Source organism: Bradyrhizobium sp. USDA 4532 (assembly GCF_024171315.1).
In the GTDB taxonomy this organism is placed as follows: Bacteria; Pseudomonadota; Alphaproteobacteria; order Rhizobiales; family Xanthobacteraceae; genus Bradyrhizobium; species Bradyrhizobium australafricanum.
In genome coordinates this window covers 7,747,450-7,768,844 of record NZ_JALJZN010000001.1, presented here as the reverse complement: position 1 = coordinate 7,768,844, position 21,395 = coordinate 7,747,450, and the positions used below count along the sequence as shown (strand labels likewise).

General features: G+C 65.9%; 20 protein-coding genes. 12 read left to right on the top strand and 8 right to left on the bottom strand.

The window, feature by feature from the left end:
- Positions 1 to 173: 173 nt before the first annotated feature.
- Together J2R76_RS35830 and petA are read right to left on the bottom strand one after the other, a co-directional pair.
- The gene (locus tag J2R76_RS35830) at positions 174 to 2,246 is read right to left on the bottom strand and encodes a cytochrome c1 (RefSeq protein ID WP_026193258.1); all 2,073 of its coding nucleotides are present in this window, start codon (positions 2,244 to 2,246) and stop codon (positions 174 to 176) included.
- A 72-nt stretch (positions 2,247 to 2,318) separates the two neighbouring features.
- Positions 2,319 to 2,849: a ubiquinol-cytochrome c reductase iron-sulfur subunit gene (gene petA, locus J2R76_RS35825; RefSeq protein ID WP_016839713.1), complete on the bottom strand. Its 531-nt coding sequence runs from the start codon at positions 2,847 to 2,849 to the stop codon at positions 2,319 to 2,321.
- A 277-nt stretch (positions 2,850 to 3,126) separates the two neighbouring features.
- On the opposite strand from petA, the gene J2R76_RS35820 reads away from it, so the two are divergent.
- From J2R76_RS35820 to J2R76_RS35795, 6 genes are all read left to right on the top strand, one after another.
- The gene (locus J2R76_RS35820; RefSeq protein ID WP_076830277.1) at positions 3,127 to 3,597 is read left to right on the top strand and encodes a tRNA (cytidine(34)-2'-O)-methyltransferase; all 471 of its coding nucleotides are present in this window, start codon (positions 3,127 to 3,129) and stop codon (positions 3,595 to 3,597) included.
- 10 nt (positions 3,598 to 3,607) lie between these two features.
- Positions 3,608 to 4,240 carry a 7-carboxy-7-deazaguanine synthase gene (gene queE / locus J2R76_RS35815; RefSeq protein ID WP_076830475.1) on the top strand — a complete coding sequence of 211 codons (633 nt, stop codon included), beginning with the start codon at positions 3,608 to 3,610 and terminating at the stop codon, positions 4,238 to 4,240.
- 27 nt (positions 4,241 to 4,267) lie between these two features.
- Complete coding sequence (locus J2R76_RS35810) at positions 4,268 to 4,633, top strand: 6-carboxytetrahydropterin synthase (protein ID WP_076830472.1); 366 nt, start codon at positions 4,268 to 4,270, stop codon at positions 4,631 to 4,633.
- A 2-nt stretch (positions 4,634 to 4,635) separates the two neighbouring features.
- Entirely contained in the window at positions 4,636 to 5,532 is an 897-nt protein-coding gene (gene hemF, locus J2R76_RS35805; protein WP_200844447.1) for an oxygen-dependent coproporphyrinogen oxidase, read from the top strand.
- Entirely contained in the window at positions 5,523 to 6,263 is a 741-nt protein-coding gene (locus tag J2R76_RS35800; protein ID WP_076830275.1) for an HAD family hydrolase, read from the top strand. Before hemF ends, J2R76_RS35800 begins: the two co-directional genes overlap by 10 nt.
- 141 nt (positions 6,264 to 6,404) lie before the next feature.
- Positions 6,405 to 6,653 (top strand): DUF2158 domain-containing protein, encoded by a 249-nt coding sequence (locus tag J2R76_RS35795; protein ID WP_244558905.1) that lies wholly within the window; start codon positions 6,405 to 6,407, stop codon positions 6,651 to 6,653.
- Positions 6,654 to 6,808: 155 nt separating this feature from the next.
- Here J2R76_RS35795 and J2R76_RS35790 read toward each other — a convergent pair whose 3' ends face one another.
- Genes J2R76_RS35790 through J2R76_RS35775 form a run of 4 tightly spaced genes read right to left on the bottom strand, consistent with a single transcriptional unit; the run spans position 6,809 to position 9,631 of the window.
- Positions 6,809 to 8,065 (bottom strand): CCA tRNA nucleotidyltransferase, encoded by a 1,257-nt coding sequence (locus tag J2R76_RS35790; protein ID WP_253625570.1) that lies wholly within the window; start codon positions 8,063 to 8,065, stop codon positions 6,809 to 6,811.
- Entirely contained in the window at positions 8,062 to 8,325 is a 264-nt protein-coding gene (locus J2R76_RS35785; RefSeq protein WP_028333189.1) for a DUF6111 family protein, read from the bottom strand. Before J2R76_RS35785 ends, J2R76_RS35790 begins: the two co-directional genes overlap by 4 nt.
- On the bottom strand, positions 8,322 to 8,957 hold the full coding sequence (locus tag J2R76_RS35780) for a CoA pyrophosphatase (RefSeq protein WP_371852161.1): 636 nt from the start codon (positions 8,955 to 8,957) through the stop codon (positions 8,322 to 8,324). Before J2R76_RS35780 ends, J2R76_RS35785 begins: the two co-directional genes overlap by 4 nt.
- Before the next feature lie 32 nt (positions 8,958 to 8,989).
- A complete protein-coding gene (locus J2R76_RS35775; RefSeq protein ID WP_057016979.1) occupies positions 8,990 to 9,631 on the bottom strand; it encodes a DUF1285 domain-containing protein in 642 nt (213 codons plus the stop codon).
- 241 nt (positions 9,632 to 9,872) lie between these two features.
- Between J2R76_RS35775 and J2R76_RS35770 the strand changes: the two genes are divergently transcribed.
- From J2R76_RS35770 to J2R76_RS35745, 6 genes are all read left to right on the top strand, one after another.
- Positions 9,873 to 10,877, top strand: coding sequence for a MoxR family ATPase (locus tag J2R76_RS35770; protein WP_038386028.1), 1,005 nt, complete (start codon positions 9,873 to 9,875; stop codon positions 10,875 to 10,877).
- Positions 10,877 to 11,818: a DUF58 domain-containing protein gene (locus J2R76_RS35765; RefSeq protein WP_076830268.1), complete on the top strand. Its 942-nt coding sequence runs from the start codon at positions 10,877 to 10,879 to the stop codon at positions 11,816 to 11,818. Before J2R76_RS35770 ends, J2R76_RS35765 begins: the two co-directional genes overlap by 1 nt.
- Positions 11,818 to 14,628: a DUF4159 domain-containing protein gene (locus J2R76_RS35760; protein WP_076830466.1), complete on the top strand. Its 2,811-nt coding sequence runs from the start codon at positions 11,818 to 11,820 to the stop codon at positions 14,626 to 14,628. The genes J2R76_RS35765 and J2R76_RS35760 overlap by 1 nt, the downstream gene beginning before the upstream one ends.
- 120 nt (positions 14,629 to 14,748) lie before the next feature.
- The gene (locus J2R76_RS35755) at positions 14,749 to 16,812 is read left to right on the top strand and encodes a hypothetical protein (protein WP_057016977.1); all 2,064 of its coding nucleotides are present in this window, start codon (positions 14,749 to 14,751) and stop codon (positions 16,810 to 16,812) included.
- 163 nt (positions 16,813 to 16,975) lie between these two features.
- Positions 16,976 to 17,398 carry a DUF2946 family protein gene (locus tag J2R76_RS35750; RefSeq protein WP_057016976.1) on the top strand — a complete coding sequence of 141 codons (423 nt, stop codon included), beginning with the start codon at positions 16,976 to 16,978 and terminating at the stop codon, positions 17,396 to 17,398.
- Between the two features lie 122 nt (positions 17,399 to 17,520).
- The gene (locus J2R76_RS35745) at positions 17,521 to 19,890 is read left to right on the top strand and encodes a TonB-dependent receptor (protein ID WP_253625569.1); all 2,370 of its coding nucleotides are present in this window, start codon (positions 17,521 to 17,523) and stop codon (positions 19,888 to 19,890) included.
- A 125-nt stretch (positions 19,891 to 20,015) separates the two neighbouring features.
- Here the strand turns inward: J2R76_RS35745 and J2R76_RS35740 are convergent, their stop codons facing one another.
- Positions 20,016 to 20,945, bottom strand: coding sequence for an IS3 family transposase (locus J2R76_RS35740; protein WP_253625568.1), 930 nt, complete (start codon positions 20,943 to 20,945; stop codon positions 20,016 to 20,018).
- Positions 20,942 to 21,349, bottom strand: coding sequence for a helix-turn-helix domain-containing protein (locus tag J2R76_RS35735; RefSeq protein ID WP_168857970.1), 408 nt, complete (start codon positions 21,347 to 21,349; stop codon positions 20,942 to 20,944). The genes J2R76_RS35740 and J2R76_RS35735 overlap by 4 nt, the downstream gene beginning before the upstream one ends.
- Positions 21,350 to 21,395 lie beyond the last annotated feature (46 nt).

The following is a 21,395-nucleotide window of genomic DNA, read 5'->3' as shown; positions in this document are numbered from 1 at the left end:
CAATGTTTGCCGGCTGATTGGCCGGCATCTTGTCCGCACTCGGCGGCCGACGCAATTGACGACACTGTCATTCCGGGTTCGATGCTACCCCGTCACCCCGGAATGACGGAGAGATTGCAAACAAAAAAGCCCCCGAAGGGGGCTTTCTCAAACTCGCTATACCGTACCCGAGATCAGTGGGCGTTGGCCCAGACCTTGCGCTTGGTGAAGTACATCAGGAAGGCGAAGACGACCAGGAAGAAGAACACCTGCATGCCGATCCGCTTGCGCTCCTCCATGTGCGGCTCGGCCGCCCACATCAGGAACGTGGTGACGTCATGCGCGTACTGCTTGACCGTCGCCGGCGAACCGTCGTCGAAGGTCACCTGACCATCGGACAGCGGCTTCGGCATCTTGATGGCGTGGCCGGGGAAGTACTTGTTGTAGTACGAGCCCTCCGGGATCGTGACGCCCGCCGGAGCCTTGTCCTCGAAGCCCTGCAGGATGGCGTCGACGTAGTCGGGTCCCTGCTCCTGGTACTGGGTGAAGAAGTCGATCGCGAACTGCGGGAAGCCGCGCTTGTAGGACCGCGCCTTGGTGATCAGCGAGAGGTCGGGCGGCGCCGCGCCGCCATTGGCCGCGCGCGCGGCCTGCTCGTTCGGGAACGGCGACGGGAAGTAATCCGCCGGGCGGCCCGGACGCTCGAACATCTCGCCCTGGTCGTTCGGACCGTCCTTGATCTTGTACTCGGACGCGAAGGCCGCCGCCTGCGCCGGCGAATAGCCGGGACCGCCGGGATCGGCGAGGTTGCGGAACGCGACATAGGACAGGCCGTGACAGGCCGCACAGACTTCCTTGTAGACCTTCAAGCCGCGCTGCAGCGAGCCACGGTCATAGGTGCCGAAAGGACCGGAGAACGACCACTTCTGGGCCGGCGGCGCGTTGCCACCCTCCTCGGCCTTGGCGTTCTGGGTGCCGCCGACGAGCAGGCTGCCGGCCACGACCATCGCGAGCATCACAGAGGCCGCGGTCGCGGCCCTGCCCTTGCTCTTCGCCAGCACGTCGTCGGCGATCGAGTTCGGCACCGGGCGCGGCGTCTCGATGCGGGCGAGCAGCGGCAGCACAATCAGGAAGTAGGCGAAGTAGCAGACCGTCAGGATGCGGCCGGCGATCACATAGATGCCTTCCGGCGGCTGCGAGCCGAGGTAACCGAGCAGGATGCAGACCACCACGAAGATCCAGAAGAACTGCTTGGCCAGCGGGCGATACTTCGACGAACGGGTCCGTGCGCTGTCGAGCCAGGGCAGGAAGCACAGGATGATGATCGCCGAGAACATCGCCACGACGCCGGCGAGCTTGTTCGGGATCGAACGCAGGATCGCGTAGAATGGCAGGTAGTACCATTCAGGCACGATGTGCGCCGGCGTCACGCCCGGGTTCGCCGGGATGTAGTTGTCGGCGTCGCCGAGATAGTTCGGCATGTAGAAGATGAACCAGGCGAAGAAGATCAGGAAGCAGGACACGCCGAACATGTCCTTGATCGTCGCATACGGCGTGAACGCAACGGTGTCCTTCTCGGTCTTGGCCTCGACGCCGGCCGGGTTGTTCTGACCCGCGACGTGCAGCGCCCAGACGTGCAGCACGACCACGCCGGCGATCACGAACGGGAGCAGATAGTGCAGCGAGAAGAAGCGGTTCAGCGTCGGGTTGCCGACCGAATAGCCGCCCCACAGCAGGGTCACGATGCTCTCGCCGAAATAGGGCACGGCCGAGAACAGATTGGTGATGACGGTGGCGCCCCAGAAGCTCATCTGGCCCCATGGCAGCACGTATCCCATGAAGCCCGTCGCCATCATCAGGAGGTAGATGATGACGCCGAGGATCCACAGCACCTCGCGCGGCTCCTTGTACGACCCGTAATAGAGGCCGCGGAACATATGGATGTAGACGGCGAAGAAGAACATCGACGCGCCGCAGGCATGCATGTTGCGCAGCAGCCAGCCGTAATTGACGTCGCGGACGATCAGTTCGACCGACTTGAAGGCGAGGTCGGCGTGCGGCGTGTAGTGCATCGCCAGGATCACGCCGGTCAGGATCTGCAGCGCCAGCATCATCGAAAGGATGGCGCCGAAGGTCCACCAGTAGTTCAGGTTGCGCGGCGTCGGATAGGCCACGAACGAGGAGTGGATCAGGCCGAAGATCGGAAGGCGCCGTTCGATCCACTTCAAGGCGGGGTTGCTCGGTTGGAAATCAGATGGTCCGCTCATTGATGCGATCCTGAAGAAGAAAAACGACGCGATGGGTCCAAGTGGAAGCTGAAATCCCGGAGGGGCCGGGACTTAGCCGATCTGGATTTTGGTGTCGGAAAGGAAGGCGTAAGGCGGCACCGCCAGGTTGGCGGGCGCCGGCCCCTGGCGGATACGACCGGAGGAGTCGTACTGCGAGCCGTGGCAGGGGCAGAAGAAGCCGTCGTAATTGCCTTCATGGGCGATCGGGATGCAGCCGAGATGGGTGCAGATGCCGATCACAACCAGCCACTGGTCGTGGCCGGCCTTGACGCGGGCCGAGTCGGGCTGCGGATCGGGCAGGCTCGAGAGCGCCACGCTCTGGGCCTCCTGGATCTGCTTCTTGGTGCGATGGCTGATGTAGATCGGCTTGCCGCGCCAGAAGACCTTGATGTCCTGGCCCTCGGCGATCGGCGTCAGATCGACCTCGATCGGCGCGCCGGCCGCGATCGTCGCGGCATCCGGGTTCATCTGCGCAACCAGCGGCCAGACGGTGGCGGCTGCGCCGACCGCGGCGGCAGCTCCGGTTGCAACAAAGAGAAAATCACGGCGTGTCGGATGGTCCGCCGAAGACGCTGTCGTCACGATTCCTAGCCCTTTCTTTTCTGCAGCCGGTGGAACCGCCCTGGAGACGCAGGACGCGCCCCAAGAAAGGCTGCCGGCGCCCGCGGCCCCCGCGGCGGCAGAAAACCGCTATTCCCCACCCCAAATGGCGGAACAGCAGTCCAGAATCGTTCTATTGGCACCCTTGCCGGACGAGCGCAAGCCCGCTATCGGCTCGCACACGTGCAATGCACGAAATCCGCGCCGAGCGATGTTTTATTGAGACAATTTCATCCGGATTTCACAGGCCGCCCGCACTATGCAGATCGCGCTGTTCCAGCCCGACATCCCCCAGAATACAGGGACGATTCTGCGCCTCTGCGCTTGCCTGGACGTGGCAGCCCATATCATCGAACCGGCGGGATTCGACACCTCGGACCGGAATTTCCGCCGGGCGGGTATGGACTATCTCGACCATGTGCGGTTGAAGCGTCACGACTCATGGTCGAAATTCGAGGAATGGCGGGCCGAGACCGGATGCCGGCTGGTGCTGTTCACGACTAAGGCGGCGAAATCCTATCTTGATTTCGCGTATACGGCCTCCGATGTCCTGCTGTTCGGGCGCGAGACGGCAGGGGTGACCGACGCGGTGGTGGCCGCTGCGGATGCGCGGCTGGTGATTCCGATCCGGCCGACCATGCGTTCGCTCAATGTGGCCGTCACAGCGGCCATGGCCGTCGGCGAGGCGCTGCGGCAAACCGGTACAGGAATTGCCGGTTCGGCAACTTAAGGGATTTTTGGTGAGCTACGCGGTCAAGGAGATCTTTCTCACCCTGCAGGGCGAAGGCGCCCATGCGGGCCGCGCCTCCGTGTTCTGCCGCTTCGCCGGCTGCAACCTCTGGAGCGGCCGCGAGCAGGACCGCGCCGGCGCGGTCTGCAAGTTCTGCGACACCGATTTCGTCGGCACCGACGGCACGCTGGGCGGCCGCTATGCGACCGCCGAAGAGCTGGCCGGCACCATTGCCGCGCAGTGGACGGGAGGCGAGGCCGACCGCTACGTGGTCCTGACCGGCGGTGAGCCGCTGCTGCAGGTCGACGCGGCCTTGATCGATGCCCTGCACGGCCACGGCTTTGCGATCGCGATCGAGACCAACGGCACCATCGTCCCGCCCGACGGGCTCGACTGGATCTGCGTCAGTCCCAAGGCCGCGGCCGAGCTCGTGATCCGCAAGGGGCACGAGCTCAAACTGGTCTATCCGCAAATGGAGAACGCACCGGAGGATTTCGCCGGCCTCGCCTTCGAGCGCTTCTCGCTGCAGCCGATGGACGGCCCCGACGTGATCGAGAATACCGAGCGGGCGATCGCCTATTGCCTGAAGCACCCGCAATGGCGCCTTAGCGTGCAGACGCACAAGTCGCTCGGCATTAGATGAACTAACAGAATCGGGTTGTTGAACGAGATGTGGGAATTGACGAAAGCGTTTCGGTTCGAGGCTGCGCATGCGCTGTCCGGAACGACCTTTGGCGCCGCCAGCGAGGAGATTCACGGCCACTCCTTTCGAGCCGAAGTTACCGTCCGCGGCACGCCCGACCCCGCGACCGGTATGGTGGTCGATCTCGGCCTCCTCGAACGCGCCATGGCCGAGGTGCAGAAGACGCTCGACCATAAGTTCCTGAACAAGATTGAGGCGATCGGCGTGCCGACGCTGGAGAATCTGTCGCGCTTCATCTGGGAGCGCTTGCAACACGCAGGCAAGCTGACCCGCGTCAGCGTCCATCGCGACAGCTGCAACGAAAGCTGCACCTATTTCGGCCCGCAAGGTTAGTCATGCTGCCAACAGATCCCGCCATCATCGAGGACCGCAAGGCGCGTGCGCGCGGCTGGTTCGAGGCGCTACGCAACGACATCTGCGCCGCCTTCGAGAAGCTCGAGGACGACGCCCCGTCCACGCTTTATCCCGGCGCCGCCGGCCGGTTCGCGCGGACCCCCTGGGACCGCACCGACCACACCGGCAAGCCGGGCGGCGGCGGCGTGATGTCGATCATGAAGGGCCGGCTGTTCGAGAAAGTCGGCGTGCACTGCTCGACCGTGCACGGCGAGTTCGCCCCCGAATTCCGCGCGCAGATTCCAGGTGCCGCCGACGATCCACGCTTTTGGGCGTCGGGCATTTCGCTGATCGCGCATTTGCGCAATCCGAACGTGCCCGCCGTGCACATGAACACCCGCTTCGTCGTCACCACGAAGGCGTGGTTCGGCGGCGGCGCCGACCTGACGCCGGTGCTGAACCGCCGGCGCACCCAGGAGGACCCCGACACGGTCGCCTTCCACGCCGCGATGAAGGAGGCGTGCAGCGGACCGAACGGCGTCGCCGACTACGACAAGTACAAGAAATGGTGCGACGACTATTTCTACCTGCCGCACCGCAAGGAGGCCCGCGGCATCGGCGGCATCTTCTACGACTGGCACGACAGCGGCGACTGGGAGGCCGATCTCGCCTTCACCCAGGACGTCGGGCGCAGCTTCCTGAAGATCTATCCCGACCTGGTGCGGCGCAATTTCGCGGCCGCCTGGAGCGCGGAGGATCGCGACGAGCAGCTGGTCCGCCGCGGCCGCTATGTCGAGTTCAACCTGCTCTATGACCGCGGCACCATCTTCGGCCTGAAGACCGGCGGCAATGTGGATTCGATCCTGTCGTCGCTGCCGCCGGAGGTGAAATGGCCATGATGAACCTGCCGCGCGCGATGTTGATCGACATGGATGACACCATCCTGTCGGCCTATGGACGCCCCGAGATCGCCTGGACCACGATCACCACGGAGTTCGCCGCGGAACTGGCGCCCCTCCCCCCGGATCAGGTCGCGACCGCGCTCTTGGCCTATGCACGGCAATTCTGGTCGACCGCCGAGCCGATCTGGCGGATCAAGCTCGGCGAGGCTCGGCGGCTCACCGTGAAGGGCGGCTTCGCGGCGCTCGCGGCAGCCGGTCACCGCGCGCTGCCGGACGATCTTGCGGACCGCATCGCCGATCGCTTCACCGCCTATCGCGAGGAAGAGATGTTCGTCTTCCCCGGCGCGCATGAAGCGATCGATGCGTTGAAGGCGCTCGGCATCAAGCTCGCGCTGGTCACCAACGGCGCCGCCGACATGCAGCGCGCCAAGGTCGAACGCTTCGCGCTCGGCCATCGCTTCGATCACATCCAGATCGAGGGCGAGCACGGCTTCGGCAAGCCGGAGGAGCGCGCCTACCTGCACGCGATGGAAGCGCTCGGCGTCACCGCATCCGACACCTGGATGATCGGCGACAATCTCGAGTGGGAAGTCGTGGCGCCACAGCGGCTTGGCATCTATGCGATCTGGATGGACGTGCACGGTGTCGGGCTGCCGCCGGGATCGACCATCAAGCCCGACCGCATCATCCGCTCGCTGAGCGAACTGGTTCCTGCCGCGCGCAAATAGCGCATCGCGGCCGTTTTCCACGTCAATTCCATTGAAGCTGGCGCCGGCCGTGATTTGGCTGTCATCACCGGTCGCTAGCCTGCCGCCCGCGTCATCCAGCGCGGAGGGAAAATCATGGAACTGAAACCAGGCGATGTTGTCATGCTGAAGTCCGGCGGCCATCCGGTCACGGTCGTCGAAATCGACGAGGACAAGGTCGAGTGCCTGTGGATGGGTACGGACGGCGACCTGTTTCGCGAAACCTTGCCGCTTGTCGCACTCGAATCGACCGAGCTCGATCCGGAGGACGATGAAGAGGAAGACGACGAAGACGAGGACGACGCGGAAGAAGAGGACGACGAGGACGAAGACGACGACGGCGACCGCAAGAAGAAGCGCAAGGCGGCGTGAGATCAGTTGGCGCGATGCTGACTGGCAGATGCCGGCAGCATCGCCTCCATGCGACGTTCGACCGATCGTCGTTCGGCCAATCGTCACCGTGCCGCCGCTGACCACGGCGGCATCGAGACGTCGGCAAGAAAACTCAGAGAAAACTCAGAGGAAATTCAAAGCCGATGGTCGCGGGTGAAACGGGCCGCGGTCTGGTCGGCGATATCAGACAGTATCTTCGGCTCCAGCGGAAAGTCCGCGGCCAACCAGGCATCCTCCGCCAGGGTCAGGACATGTCCGAGTGCCGGTCCCTCGGCAATGCCGCGCGCGATGAAATCCGACGCCCGCAACGGAAAGTGCGGCGCGCGCCAGCGCTCCGGCAGCGTGGCGAGCGCGCGCCATTGATCGACATCCTGGCCCGCGCCGGTGCGCGCCCAGGCCAATAGCACCCGGTCGCGATACGGCTCCTCGTCGAGCCGGTACAGCCTGCGCTTGGCATGCGCCTCGTCCATGCCGGGCAAGCGCCACCAGCGATGGCCCATCGAATCGAGCGCCTTGGCCTCGGCGTTGGAGAGCCGCAGCCGGCTGGCGATACGCCGCGCGTCCTCGGTCACGGCGACCGTCAGCGCGGCGAGCCTTCGCATCGCGCTCGGCGCGAGCTTCATCAGCCGCTCGATCTCGATCATAGCCGCGAACGGTCCAGTATAGGCGATGCCGCCGAACAGCGGCTGCAGCAAACCACCGTCACCCATCGCGACCATTGCACTTGCGGCGCCGTTCGCGACCACGAGCTTGAGCATCTCCATGCGGATCCGCTCGGCCGACAGGCCGCTCAAACCGGCGCGCCCGCCGATGCAGGCGAGATAGCCGGCGCGATCGACCTCGCCCGCGCCGTAGGCGGCGTGGAAACGGAAGAAGCGCAGGATGCGCAGATAGTCCTCGGCAATCCGCTGCGCGGGATCGCCGATGAAGCGCACGCGCCTCGCCTCGATGTCGGCGAGGCCGCCGACGTGATCGTGCACGACGCCCGAAGCGTCGACCGACAGGCCGTTGATGGTGAAGTCGCGCCGCTCGGCGTCACGCACCCAGTCGCGACCGAACGCCACCCTGGCCTTGCGGCCATAGGTCTCGGTATCCTCGCGCAGCGTCGTCACCTCGAAGGGCTGGCTGTCGACGACCAAGGTCACCGTGCCGTGCTCGATGCCGGTCGGCACGCTCTTGATGCCCGCCCGCTTGGCGCGGCGGATCACCTCCTCCGATAGCGCCGTGGTGGCGATGTCGATGTCGGCGAGCGGAATCTGCATCAAGGCGTTGCGCACGGCCCCGCCGATCACCCGCGCTTCCTCGCCGTCGGCATTGAGCAGGTCGAGCACGCGCGCCGCGGGCCCGGAAGCGAGCCATGGCGCGTCGGACAACAGGCGCACCTCGCTCATTTCTCAACTCCCGGCACCAGCTTGCCGTTCTCGATATGGGCTGGAACGTAGGTCGAATTCGGCGGCGCGCCAGTCAATTCGGCCAGCAGCACGAAGCTCACGATGACCATCACCAGCGCCACCAGCGTCAACTTTGCGATCATGTCGAGCGGCCATGACGCCGGCAGCGTCACGCCGGACCGCGTCGCGATGAGGAAGATGGCATAGACCGCGAAGGGGACCAGAAAGATTCCGATCTCGGTCAATACCGTGCGGATCATGACAGATAGATCCGCTCATACAGCACGCGCAGGATGCCCGCGGTCGCGCCCCAGATGTAGCGCTCGGCGAACGGCATCGCGTAATAGGACCGGTCCATGCCGCGGAATTCCTTGGTGTGGATCTGATGATTCTCGGGATTCATCAGGAAGGCGAGCGGCACCTCGAACGCATCGACCACCTCCGCCTCGTTGATCGCAAGCGTGAATCCCGGCTTCACCTTGGCGACCGTCGGCAGGATGCGGAAGCCGAACGCGGTGCCATAAAGGTCGAGATAGCCGACCGGGTCGATGAATTCCCGCTTCAGTCCGACTTCCTCGCAGGCCTCGCGCAGCGCGGCATCGAGCGGCGAGGCGTCGGTGGCGTCGATCTTGCCGCCGGGAAACGAGATCTGGCCGGCATGGCTCGACAGATTGGGCGAGCGCTGCGTCAACAGCACGGTCGGCTCGGGGTGATCGACCACCGGGATCAGCACCGCGGCCGGCCGCACCGGCTGCTCCTGCGCCACGATCTCGAGCATGCGGTCGTTGCCGGAATCTCCGGTGCGCGGAATGATATGCGGATCGACTAGGCCCGGCGGCACATCGAAAGTGAGCCGCGTGCGGGCCCGCGCGAAGAATTCCGTCGAGCTGATCGTCGCCGGCTCCACCTTCAGCAACGGCTCGTTCAAAGTGCGTCCCTCACCTGACTGGCATCGGCCATCGCGAAGAACTCGCCGCCGGACTCGATGCCGAACATCTCCTGACCATCGACCATCCGCTGCTCGCCCATGTCAACCAGATCGTAATAGAGCGCGCGGGTGACCTTGGCCCACAAATCGGCGCGGACGTGCAGATAGGGCGTCAATCCGCCGTCCTCGGCCGCCTCGAATCTGAGGCCGTGGCCTTTCTCGCAATCGACCCAATCGTCGACATTGGTGCGGAACCTGAGCAGGCGGCCGCGCGCGTCTTCCCCGGCCTGCATTTCCACGGCAAGGAACGGCGCGTCATCGACGCGGATGCCGACCTTCTCCACCGGTGTCACGAGAAAGTGCTTGCCGTCCTCGCGCTTCAGGATCGTGGAGAACAACCGCACCAGCGCGGGGCGGCCGATCGGCGTTCCCATGTAGAACCAGGTGCCGTCAGGCGCGATTCGCATGTCGAGATCGCCGCAGAATGGCGGATTCCACAGGTGAACCGGCGGCAGACCCTTGCGTCCGGCCGAACCCGATGTCGCAGCTTGATTGGCGGCCGTGGTGAGCCCTTCGAGACCCTTGCTCCCGAGGCCCGTAGTTTCCCTGCCGGAATCGCTCTGCCCTTGCTTCGCCATTGTTTGCCTTAAAGTTTCCTACCTTCAATCTGGCACGTTTGGTGCACATATCCTGAGATGTGGTCGGGATGTCATTCTCGCCACATCGTGATGCCGTTCATACCCTGAAACACCGATAAGGTGGGGATAGTTTAATTCAACGAATACATGGCCTTCGCTCAGGTTTAGCATGAGGGCCGAGATGACGACAGATGATGACGACGCGCCGATGTGCGCGCATCGTCAAGAAGGAGCGGATCGAATGGCTGGTGCAGACAGCGTCGAGAAACTGGAGGATGTGATCGTCCGTTCGGCCGAGCAGGTCGCGGGCCAGATCAAGGCCGCCAAGGAAGCGGTCTCCACCGTGATCTTCGGCCAGGAGCAGGTGATCGAAAACACCCTGGTGACGATTCTGTCGGGCGGCCACGCGCTGTTGATCGGCGTGCCCGGCCTCGCCAAGACCAAGCTGGTCGAGACCCTCGGCGTCACGCTCGGCCTCGATGCCAAGCGCATTCAGTTCACCCCCGACCTGATGCCGTCGGACATTCTCGGCGCCGAAGTGCTCGACGAGAGCTCGGCCGGCAAGCGTTCGTTCCGCTTCATCGCAGGTCCCGTGTTCGCGCAACTGCTGATGGCCGACGAGATCAACCGCGCCAGCCCGCGCACCCAGTCGGCGCTGCTGCAAGCCATGCAGGAGCAGCACATCACCATTGCCGGCGCGCGGCATGATTTGCCAAAGCCGTTCCACGTGCTCGCGACACAGAACCCGCTGGAGCAGGAAGGCACCTATCCGCTGCCCGAGGCGCAGCTCGACCGCTTCCTGATGGAAATCGACGTCGACTATCCCGATCGCGACGCCGAGCGGCGCATCCTGTTCGAAACCACCGGCGCCGAAGAGGCCGCGGCCAAGCCGTCGATGGACGCCGAGACGTTGCTCACCGCGCAACGCCTGGTGCGGCGGCTGCCGGTCGGTGATTCCGTGGTCGAGGCGATCCTGACGCTGGTCCGCGCCGCGCGTCCCGGCACCGAGGGCGGCGAAGCCGGCAAGCTGATCGCATGGGGCCCGGGTCCGCGCGCCAGCCAGGCCTTGATGCTCGCGGTGCGCGCCCGTGCATTGCTCGACGGGAGACTCGCGCCGTCGATCGACGACGTGCTCGATCTCGCCGAGCCCGTGCTCAAGCACCGCATGGCGCTGACGTTCTCGGCGCGCGCCGAGGGTCGCACCATTCCCGACGTGATCAAGCAACTGAAGACCCGGATCGGTTGATGGCCGCAGACAACAGGCACCACAACGAGGAGATCCTTGCGGTTCGACGTGCCGATGGCGAAAGCCGAACGCTCGCCGCATCGCTGCCGCGTCTGGTGCTTGAGGCCCGCCGTGTCGCTGCCAACGTCATCCATGGCCTGCACGGCCGCCGCCGCGCCGGCTCGGGCGAGAATTTCTGGCAATACCGCCGCTTCGTCTCCGGCGAGCCGTCGCAGCGCGTCGACTGGCGCCGCTCGGCACGCGACGACCATCTCTATGTCCGCGAGCAGGAGTGGGAAGCCGCGCACACGGTGTGGATCTGGCCCGACCGCTCGCCGTCGATGGCCTTTGCCTCGCGCGAGGCGCGCGACAGCAAGCTGGAGCGCGGACTGATCGTAGCCTTCGCGCTCGCCGAGTTGCTCGTTGCGGGCGGAGAACGCGTCGGCATTCCCGGCCTGCTGAATCCGACGGCAAGCCTCAACGTGATCGACAAGATGGCGGAAGCGATGTTGCACGACGAGAAGACGCGCGCGAGCCTGCCGCCGTCCTTCGTGCCGTCGTCGCTGGCCGAAGTCGTCGTGTTGTCGGATTTCTGGTCGCCAATCACAGAGATCACGACGATGCTGGCCGGGCTTTCCTCCTCCGGCGCGCACGGCACCATGATCCAGGTCGTCGATCCCGCCGAAGAGACCTTCCCCTATTCCGGGCGCGTCGAATTCGTCGAACCGGAGATCGGCAGCGTCATCACCGCGGGCCGCGCCGAGAGCTGGGCGAGCGATTATGTCGCCCGGGTCGCGCTGCATCGCGACCAGATCCGCGGCGAGACCAATCGGCTCGACTGGCTGTTCTCGACCCATACCACCAGCCGCTCCGCTGCCGAGCTGCTGTTGTTCCTGCATGCCGGCATGATGGTGAGCAAGGGCGGCGGCCGCTCAATAGTCAAGGCGGGACGCAGCGCATGATCGCAGGCCTCCCCCTCTCCTTTGCCGAACCGCTGCTGCTGCTGGGGCTGGTCAGCCTGCCGGTGCTGTGGTGGCTGTTGCGCGTGATGCCGCCGCGGCCGCGCCGGATCGAATTCCCGCCGACGCGGCTATTGTTCGACATCGCGCCGAGGGAGGAGACACCGTCGCGCACGCCATGGTGGCTGACGCTGCTGCGGCTCGCCGCCGCCGCGCTCGTCATCTTCGCAGCCGCCGGCCCGATCTGGAATCCACAGACCGGCGTTGCCGCCGGCAAATTGCCGCTGGTGATCCTGCTCGACGACGGCTGGAGCGCGGCCTCGAGCTGGGATGCGCGGATAAGGGCCGCGGACGAACTGATCGCCAACGCCGACAGCGACCGCCGCGGCGTCGCGCTGGTGCCGCTGTCCGAGCCCGCGCGCGACATCACACTGATGCCGGCCGGCGCCGCGCGCGTCGCGCTGCGCCAGCTCGCGCCGAAGCCCTACTCGGTCGATCGGGTTGAAACTCTCGGCGCGCTTGGACGTTTCCTCAAGTCGACCGGCGACTGCGACATCGCCTGGCTGTCCGACGGCGTCGACACCGGACGCGGCAGCGAATTCACCGAGGGGCTCGGCAAGGTGATCGAGAGCCGCAATCTGACGATCTATGCGGGCGGTGCGCAGTCGGCGCAGGCGCTGGTCGCGGCCGAGAACGCCGCCGCCAAGATGACGGTGAAGGTGCTGCGCACCGAGAGCGGCATCGCGGCGGGAACGGTGCGCGCGGTCGACGCCAAGGGATCGCCGATCGGCGAGGCGCGCTACACATTCGGACCGCAGGATCGCGAGACCGAAGCCGCCTTCGATCTTCCGGTCGAATTGCGCAACGACATCGCACGGCTCGAAATCTCCGGCGAGCATTCGGCCGGCGCCGTGCAGCTGCTCGACCGGCGCTGGCGCCGCCGCGCCATCGGCGTGGTCTCGGGTGCGAGCAACGACACCGCGCAGCCGCTGTTGGCGTCGACCTTCTATCTCTCCCGGGCGCTGTCGCCATTCGCCGATGTCAGGCTCGGCGATCGCGGCGCGCCGCAGCAGGTGATCGGGCAATTCCTCGACCAGCGGCTGCCGATGATCGTGATGGCCGACGTCGGCACGCTATCGCCAGAGATTCGCGACCGGCTGAATGCCTGGATCGAGCAAGGCGGCGTGCTGGTGCGCTTCGCAGGTCCGCGCCTCGCCCAGGCCGATGACGACCTCGTTCCCGTCAAGCTCCGCCGCGGCGGACGCACGCTCGGCGGCAGCCTGACCTGGGAGAAGCCGCAGCACATGGCCTCGTTCGCCGCCGATGGCCCGTTCTCGGGCCTCACCGTGCCGAAGGACATCACCGTCAACCGCCAGGTGCTGGCCGAGCCCGACGCCGTGCTCTCGACCAAGAGCTGGGCCTCGCTGGAGGACGGCACGCCGCTGGTCACCGGCGAGCGTCGCGGCAAGGGCGTTGTCAGCCTGTTCCATGTCGGCGCTGACATGCGCTGGTCGGATCTGCCGATGTCCGGCACCTTCGTCGAGATGCTGCGCCGGCTGATCGACATGTCCGGCTATACCTCGAAGCCCGGCCCGGGCGTCGCCAGCGATCCCAATGCCGAGACGGTTGCGCCGCTGCGCACGCTCGACGGCTTCGGCGTCTTCGGCCCGCCGCCCTCGAGCGCCAAGCCGATGTCGGCGGACTATCGCGATCGCGGCACGGCCGACCATCCGCCCGGCTTCTACGGCACGGCCGAGAGCCCGATCGCGGTCAACACGCTCGCCTCCGCCGATCGCATCGCGCCGCTCGACACCTCGGCCCTGCGCGCGACGCGTGCGAGCTACACCAACGCCGAGCCGCGCGATTTGCGCGGCATCATGCTGTCGACGGCGCTGGCGCTGTTCCTGCTCGATGCGATCGTGGTGGCCATGCTCGGCGGCGGCCTTGCCGCGCTGATCCGGCGGCGCGCGGCACCGGCCGTGCTCGCGTTGGCCTTCATCCTTGCGACCACGATGGTGCCCTCGCCGAGCCGCGCGCAGAACGCCAGCAGCGACGACTTCGCCATCAAGGCGGTGTCGCAGACGCGGCTGGCCTACGTCGTGACCGGCAATGCCGACGTCGATTCCATCGTCAAGGCGGGGATGTCCGGACTGACGCTGTTCCTCGGACAGCGCACCGCGCTGGAAGCCGGCGATCCCGTCGGCATCGATCCCGCGCGCGACGAGCTGACGTTCTTCCCCCTGATCTACTGGCCGATCGTGCCGGGCGCGCCGAAGCCGCCGCAGGACGCCATCAACAAGATCGACGCCTACATGAAGCAGGGCGGCACGGTCATCTTCGATACCCGTGACGCCGTCGAAGCGCCGCCGGGGGACAGCGGCTCATCGCAAACGCCCGGCATGCAGACGCTGCGCGAATTGCTGTCGACCCTCGACGTGCCCGAGCTCGAGCCGGTGCCGCGCGAGCACGTGCTGACCAAGACGTTCTATCTGCTGCGCGACTTCCCCGGCCGCTTCAACTCCGGTCAGACCTGGGTCGAGGCGCTGCCGCGCGAGGACGACGACGAGGCTGCGCAGCGCCCGGCGCGCGGCGGCGACGGCGTCTCGCCGATCATCATCACGTCGAACGACCTCGCCGGCGCCTGGGCGATCCGCCCCGACGGCCAGCCGATGCTGCCGCTGACGCCGGGCGAGCCGCGCCAGCGCGAATTTGCCTTCCGCGCCGGCGTCAACATCGTGATGTACACGCTGACCGGCAACTACAAGGCCGACCAGGTGCACGCGCCTGCCTTGATCGAGCGGCTGGGACAATAGAGATGCAAGTGCTTCAGCTGCCAACACCGTCATTCCGGGATGGTCCGAAGGACCAGACCCGGAATCTCGAGATTCCGGGCTCGATGCTTTCGCATCGCCCCGGAATGACGGAGTGACGTCATGAACTACGGCATCGCGTTCACACCGCTGGTTCCTTCGCTCGTGCTGTGGCTCGCGCTCGGCGCGATCGTCGTCATTGCCGTGCTGCTGCTTGTGTCGCGCGCGCGGGGCGCCGCGGTGCGGGTCGCGGCGCTGGCGCTGATCCTGCTGGCACTGGCCAATCCCTCCTTCACCCGCGAGGACCGCGAGCCGCTGTCCTCGGTCGCTGCCGTCGTGGTCGACAAGAGCCCGAGCCAGAATTTCGGCACGCGCAACCAGGAGACCGACAAGGCGCGGCAGGCGCTGGTCGACAGCCTGAAGCAGATCAAGGGCCTCGAGGTCCGCGTCGTCGAGGCCGGTCAGGCCGATGGCGAGACCGACGGAACGAAGCTGTTCGGCGCGCTGACGTCGGCGCTGTCGGACGTTCCGGTCGAGCGCGTCGCCGGCGCCTTCATGATCACCGATGGCCGCGTGCACGACATTCCCGCCAACGCCCAGGCGCTCGGCTTCCAGGCGCCGGTCCACGCGCTGATCACCGGCCGCAAGGACGAGCGCGACCGCCGCATCGCGATCACCGCCGCGCCGCGCTTCGGCATCGTCGGCCAGACCCAGACCATCACCTTCCGGCTCGACGACCAGGGCGTCACCGGCGAGCGCGCCAAGGTCACGATCCGCCGCGACGGCGAAGTGATCAACGAGCGCACGCTGACCAGCGGCCAGACCTCGAGCGTCGACATCGACATCAAGCACGCCGGGCCCAACATCGTCGAGATCGAGGCCTCGCCGCTCGAGAACGAGCTGACGCCGGTCAACAACCGCGCCGTGGTCGCGATCGACGGCGTGCGCGACAAGCTGCGCGTGCTGCTGGTGTCCGGCGAGCCGCATTCCGGCGAACGCACCTGGCGCAACCTCCTGAAGTCCGACCCCAGCGTCGATCTCGTGCACTTCACCATTCTGCGTCCGCCGGAGAAGCAGGACGGCACGCCGATCAACGAGCTGTCGCTGATCGCATTTCCGACCCGCGAGCTGTTCCAGCAGAAGATCAACGAATTCCAGCTGATCATCTTCGACCGCTACGCCCGCCAGGGCGTGCTGCCGATCGCCTATTTCGACAACATCGCGCGCTATGTCCGCGCCGGCGGCGCGGTGCTGGTGTCCGCCGGCCCCGACTACGCCTCGACCACCAGCATCTGGCGCACGCCGCTGGACTCCGTGTTGCCGGCCGAACCGGTCGGCGTGACCGAGAAGCCGTTCTACGCGCATCTGAGCGATGCCGGTAAACGCCATCCGGTGACGCGCGGGCTGGAAGGCTCGAATGCCGAGCCGCCGCATTGGAGCCGGTTCTTCCGCACCGTCGATACCCGCAACGCGATCAATCCGCCGGTCATGACCGGCGCCGACGGCAAGCCGCTGCTGCTGCTGTCGCGCTTCGGCGAAGGCCGCGTCGCGCTGCTGCTCTCGGACCACATCTGGCTGTGGGCGCGCGGCTACGAGGGCGGCGGCCCGCATCTCGATTTGTTGCGGCGGGTGTCGCACTGGCTGATGAAGCAACCCGACCTCGACGAAGAGGCGCTGCGCATGCAGGTGCAGGGTAAGGATCTCATGGTGGTGCGCCAGACCATGGCCGACACCGTATCGCCGGTCACCGTGACGTCGCCGAGCGGCACCACGCATGAACTGACGCTCACCGCCGGCGATCCCGGCGAGTGGCGCGCGACGCTGCCCGCCAACGAGCTCGGCCTGTGGCAGGCCACCGACGGCACGCTGAAGGCGCTGATCAATGTCGGGCCGACCAACCCGAAGGAATTCTCGGAGGTCACCTCGACCACCGACATGCTGAAGCCGCTGGCGCAGGCAACCGGCGGCGACGCCCGGCGCATCGTCGACGGTTCGAGCGTCGACATGCCGCGCGTCGTGCCGGTACGCTCCTCCTCGATCTTCCGCGGCGACGGCTGGCTCGGCGTCAAGATGCGCGACGCCAGCGTCGTGAAGGGTGTCGGCGTGCTGCCGATGTTCGCCGGCCTGGTTGGCCTGCTGCTGTTGCTCGGCGCATTCGCGGCAACATGGCTGCGCGAGGGACGCTGAGTCCGGCCGGGCTCACGTCTGCGTTGCATCAAGCACACACAGGCAATGCATCGACACGGATTGTCTGAACGCCGGTTGACATCGCGGATGCCATCCGATGTTATAATGTAACATCGGGGCGCTTGGGTGTTGACGCGCTCCCGATTGGGCGGGCGTTATCGGCATGCAGTGGTTCCGGCGACACATCAAGACTGGCTCGCGGCTGGCGCTGTTCGCGCTCGCCGTCCAGTTCATGCTGTCGTTCGGACATTTCCATCCGATCGCGGCCGCGCAAGCGGCGCCCGCAGTTCAGACCGGGCTGTCGCTGATCGATCTCGCCTATATCGGGACCTCGGCGACGCCGGACCTCGCGGTCCAGGTGACCGGGACCGAGCCGCCCGCCAAGCACGACAACGACCGGCATCCGGCCGACAATTGCGCAATCTGCGCCGTCATCTCGCTCGCGAGCAGCATGCTGTTCACGGCGCCGCCGGTGCTGTTGCTGCCGGAAGCCGTCGAGCTTCTGTTCCGAACCACCAATGCCGAATTCCTCCATCTGAAGTCGGCGCCTGCGGCCTTTCATTCCCGCGCCCCTCCCCTGTCCTGACATCGACTGGTTGCTGCACGCCCTGAGCGGACGGCCGCGTCACATGCGGCCTGCTCCAGCGGGGCAAATCGGGATCGATCCGTCATTTCGACGGGCCCTGGATCGGGACTTGGATCGGGACAATGACACTTCAGAAGAAACGAGCATTCCACATCGGGAGCGCGAGCTGGCTATTGCTGGGCGCAATGAGTAGCGGCGCGCTGGCCCAGGAGACGCCGACGCAACTGCCTGACATCACCGTGACGGCGCCGAGCCCGATCCAGCGGCACCGGACTGCGCCGACGCGCACGCCGACCCGTGTTGCTCGGGCTGCGCCGAGCCGCAGCCGCGAACGCGCCGCCGCGGTACAACCGGCGCCCGCAGCGGCGGCGCCAGCACCGCAGCAGGGCGTGCTGCCCGTCGTCACCGATCAGTTCGCCACCGTCACCGTGATCCCGAACGAGGAACTGCGGCGCTCCGGCGCCGCCACGCTCGGCGATCTGCTGTTCTCGAAGCCCGGCATCACCGGTTCGAGCTTCGCCCCCGGCGCATCCAGCCGGCCGATCATCCGCGGCCTCGACGTCAACCGCGTCGGCATTGTCGAGAATGGTCTCGGCGGTGGCGGCGCCTCGGATCTTGGCGAAGACCATTTCGTGCCGATCGATCCGCTCTCGACCAATCAGATCGAGGTGGTGCGCGGCCCGGCCGCGCTGCGTTACGGCTCGACCTCGATCGGCGGCGTAGTGAGCGCCACCAACAACCGCATCCCCGATGCGATGCCGACCTGCACGGCGGCGCCGTTCCAATCCTACGGGCTGCCGGTGAAGGCGCCGCTGGCCGATGCCGGCGGCCCGGGTTGCCTCAATGTCGAGACCCGCACGTCGGTGAGCTCGGTCAATCGCGGCGTCGACGGCGGCATGCTGCTGGACGCCGGCGGCAACAATGTCGCCGTGCATGCCGACGTCTATGGCCGCACCACCAGCGACTACAGCATTCCGAGCTACCCTTATCTGTTCGTCCCGGGCCAGCCGTTCAATGGACGCCAGCCGAACTCCGCGACGCAGTCGGACGGCGCGTCAGTCGGCGCCTCCTATTTCTTCCAGGGCGGCTTTATCGGCGCGGCGATCACCCAGAACGACTCGCTCTACCACATCCCCGGTATCGACGGCGCCGATCACCAGACCCGGATCGACGCGCACCAGACCAAGATCGCGGTCAAGGGCGAGTACCGGCCCGATGCCGCGGCGATCGACGCCGTGCGGTTCTGGGTCGGCGCGACCGACTATCGCCACAACGAGATTGGCCTTGCCGATCCGGCCGATCCATTGAGCGACGGCGTGAGACAGACCTTCACCAGCAAGGAGCAGGAGGCGCGCGTCGAGGTGCAGATGATGCCGTTCAACGCGCGCTTCGCCACCGTGACCACGGCATTCGGCCTGCAGGGTGGGCACCAGGAGCTGACCGCCCCGAGTCCGGACGATCCGACCAGCCCGCTCAACGGATTATGGGACCCCAACAAGAACAACAGGGTCGCCGGTTACGTGTTCAACGAGCTGAAGTTCACCGACACCACCAAAGCACAGATTGCCGGGCGGATCGAACACGTCGATCTTTCCGGCACAACGCCGGCCTTCATTCCCCCCGTGTTCGACGTGGCCACCGACCCCGCAAGCATCGGTCCAGCGACACCGCAAAATCCCAGTTTCACACCCAAGAGCGGCAGCATCGGCTTGATCCAGAATCTGCCGTGGGATCTGGTAGCAAGCGCGACCGCCCAATACGTCGAACGCGCGCCGAAACCGGCCGAGCTCTTCTCGCGCGGCCCACACGATGCGACCGCCACGTTCGACATCGGCAATCCCAATCTCGGCATCGAAACCGCAAAATCGATCGAGATCGGACTACGGCGGGCGACCGGACCGCTGCGGTTCGAACTCACCGGCTACTACACCAGGTTCGACGGATTCATATTCCGCCGGCTGACGGGCAACACGTGTGACGAGAGCGCGTGCCAGCTCGGCCCCGGCCTCGAACTGAACCAGGCGCGCTACTCGCAGCGCGACGCGATCTTCCGCGGCGCCGAGTTCCAGAGCCAGCTCGACATCGGCCCGCTCAACGGCGGCATCTGGGGCATCGAGAACCAGTTCGACGTGGTGCGCGCGACCTTCACCGACGGCACCAACGTGCCGCGGATTCCACCGGTGCGGCTTGGCGGCGGCTTCTATTGGCGCGACAGCAACTGGCTGACCCGCATCAATCTGGTGCACGCCTTCGCGCAGAACGACATCGCTGTCATCGGCGAGACCCCGACCGCGGGCTACAATCTCCTCAACGCGGAGATCACCTACAACACCAAGCTCACTTCGTCATGGATCGGCGCACGCGAGATGACGCTTGGTCTGGTCGGCAACAACCTGCTCAACCAGAACATCCGCAACTCCGTTTCTTATACCAAGGACGAGGTGCTGATGCCGGGCCTCGGCATACGGGCGTTCGCCAATCTGAAGTTCTGAGCCAAGGTCATCCCTCTGCCGCCAGCGGCAGAGGGATTTATCGCGTAGCCCGGATGGAGCGCAGCGCAATCCGGGAGACTGCTCCCGCGGTGAGTGAACTGCACCCCTGATGTGAGACACGATAATCAGGGACAGGTGCCGAGCGCTTGAGGCGGCTGGGCGGGTTGATGGGTTACGGGCGCGATGCGGGGCTGCTGCGCAGCAGCCCTGCATCGCGGTAAACTTGCTTCGAACTCGGCTGGCGGCCGATAAGCCAGGGCCGAGTGTAGCCGTTGGCGATTGTACACCTCCTCGATGAAGGCGCCGATTGCATTTCTGGCATGCTGCGCATCGCGGTAAGTCTGGCCGTTGACCTCCTCCTGTTTGAGGGTCTTCATGAAGCTCTCCGCCTTGGCATTGTCGTAGGGATTGCCGACCCGGCTCATGCTCGGGGCAATGTCGTGCCGCTGAAGTAGGTCCGTGTAGTCGCCGCAGGCATACTGGATGCCGCGATCGGAGTGGTGGATCAGGCTACCGGGCGTCGGCTGGCGCGCCGCCAACGCCATGGAGAGCGCTGTAACCGCCAGACGCGCCTCCAGGTGCGTTTCCAGAGCCCAGCCGATCACGCGCCGGCTGAAGGCATCGAGCATGATGGCGAGATAGGCGAACTCCTCCTGCAGACGGATGTAGGTGATGTCCGCCACCCAGAGCTGGTCGAGGCCATCAGGCACCATGCCGCGGGCGAGGTTCGGTACCACGCGCCAGGGGTGGCGCGAGTCTGTCGTCACAGGCACGAACGGCCGCTGCCGCAAGCACAACAGATTGTCCTCTCGCATCAGGCGCAGCACGCGTTTGCCGTTCACCGCCAAGCCCTCACGGCGCAACTGGGCGGCGATGCGGCGATAGCCGTAATGCCGATAGGCAAGCGCCAGCCGCTGGATCGCGTCCCGCACGCCGGTTTCTTCGGCACGTGGGGCGGAAGCCGCCCAGTGCCGGTAATAGCCGGCCCGACTGACGCCAGCCAGCACGCACATCCGCTCGATCGTCAGCTCGCCTTGCCGCGGGGGCATCGTCATCGCCTGGATGACCGCGTAGACCCCGTCACGCCAGGCCCGGTGCTCGGCCGGCGTGCTTCCTTGACCCGCCGCAAGGCTTGCCGAAAAAAATCCAGTTCAATCTGCTGCTGGCCGATCTTGCGCTCAAGCTCGGCAATGCGCTCCGGCGCACCAGGGTCGGCAGTCGCAACATCGCGTGCCCGCTCCTTCACGCTCGGCGCAACCGCATCACTTTTGCGCGGCCGGCCGATCGGCCGCAGCGCCTCCGCCCCGCCGGCACGAAATAGATCGCGCCATGCATAGAGGTCCTTACGCAACACATTCAGCTCCTGGGAAAGAGCCTTTATGCGCTCACCCGCCAGAATGCGACGGACCGCCTCGAGCTTAAACTCTCGGCTGAAAACACGGGGTGATTTGTTGGACATACATTCTCCGTTAGAGAACTGTCCCTAATTTCCCGTGTCTCACTTT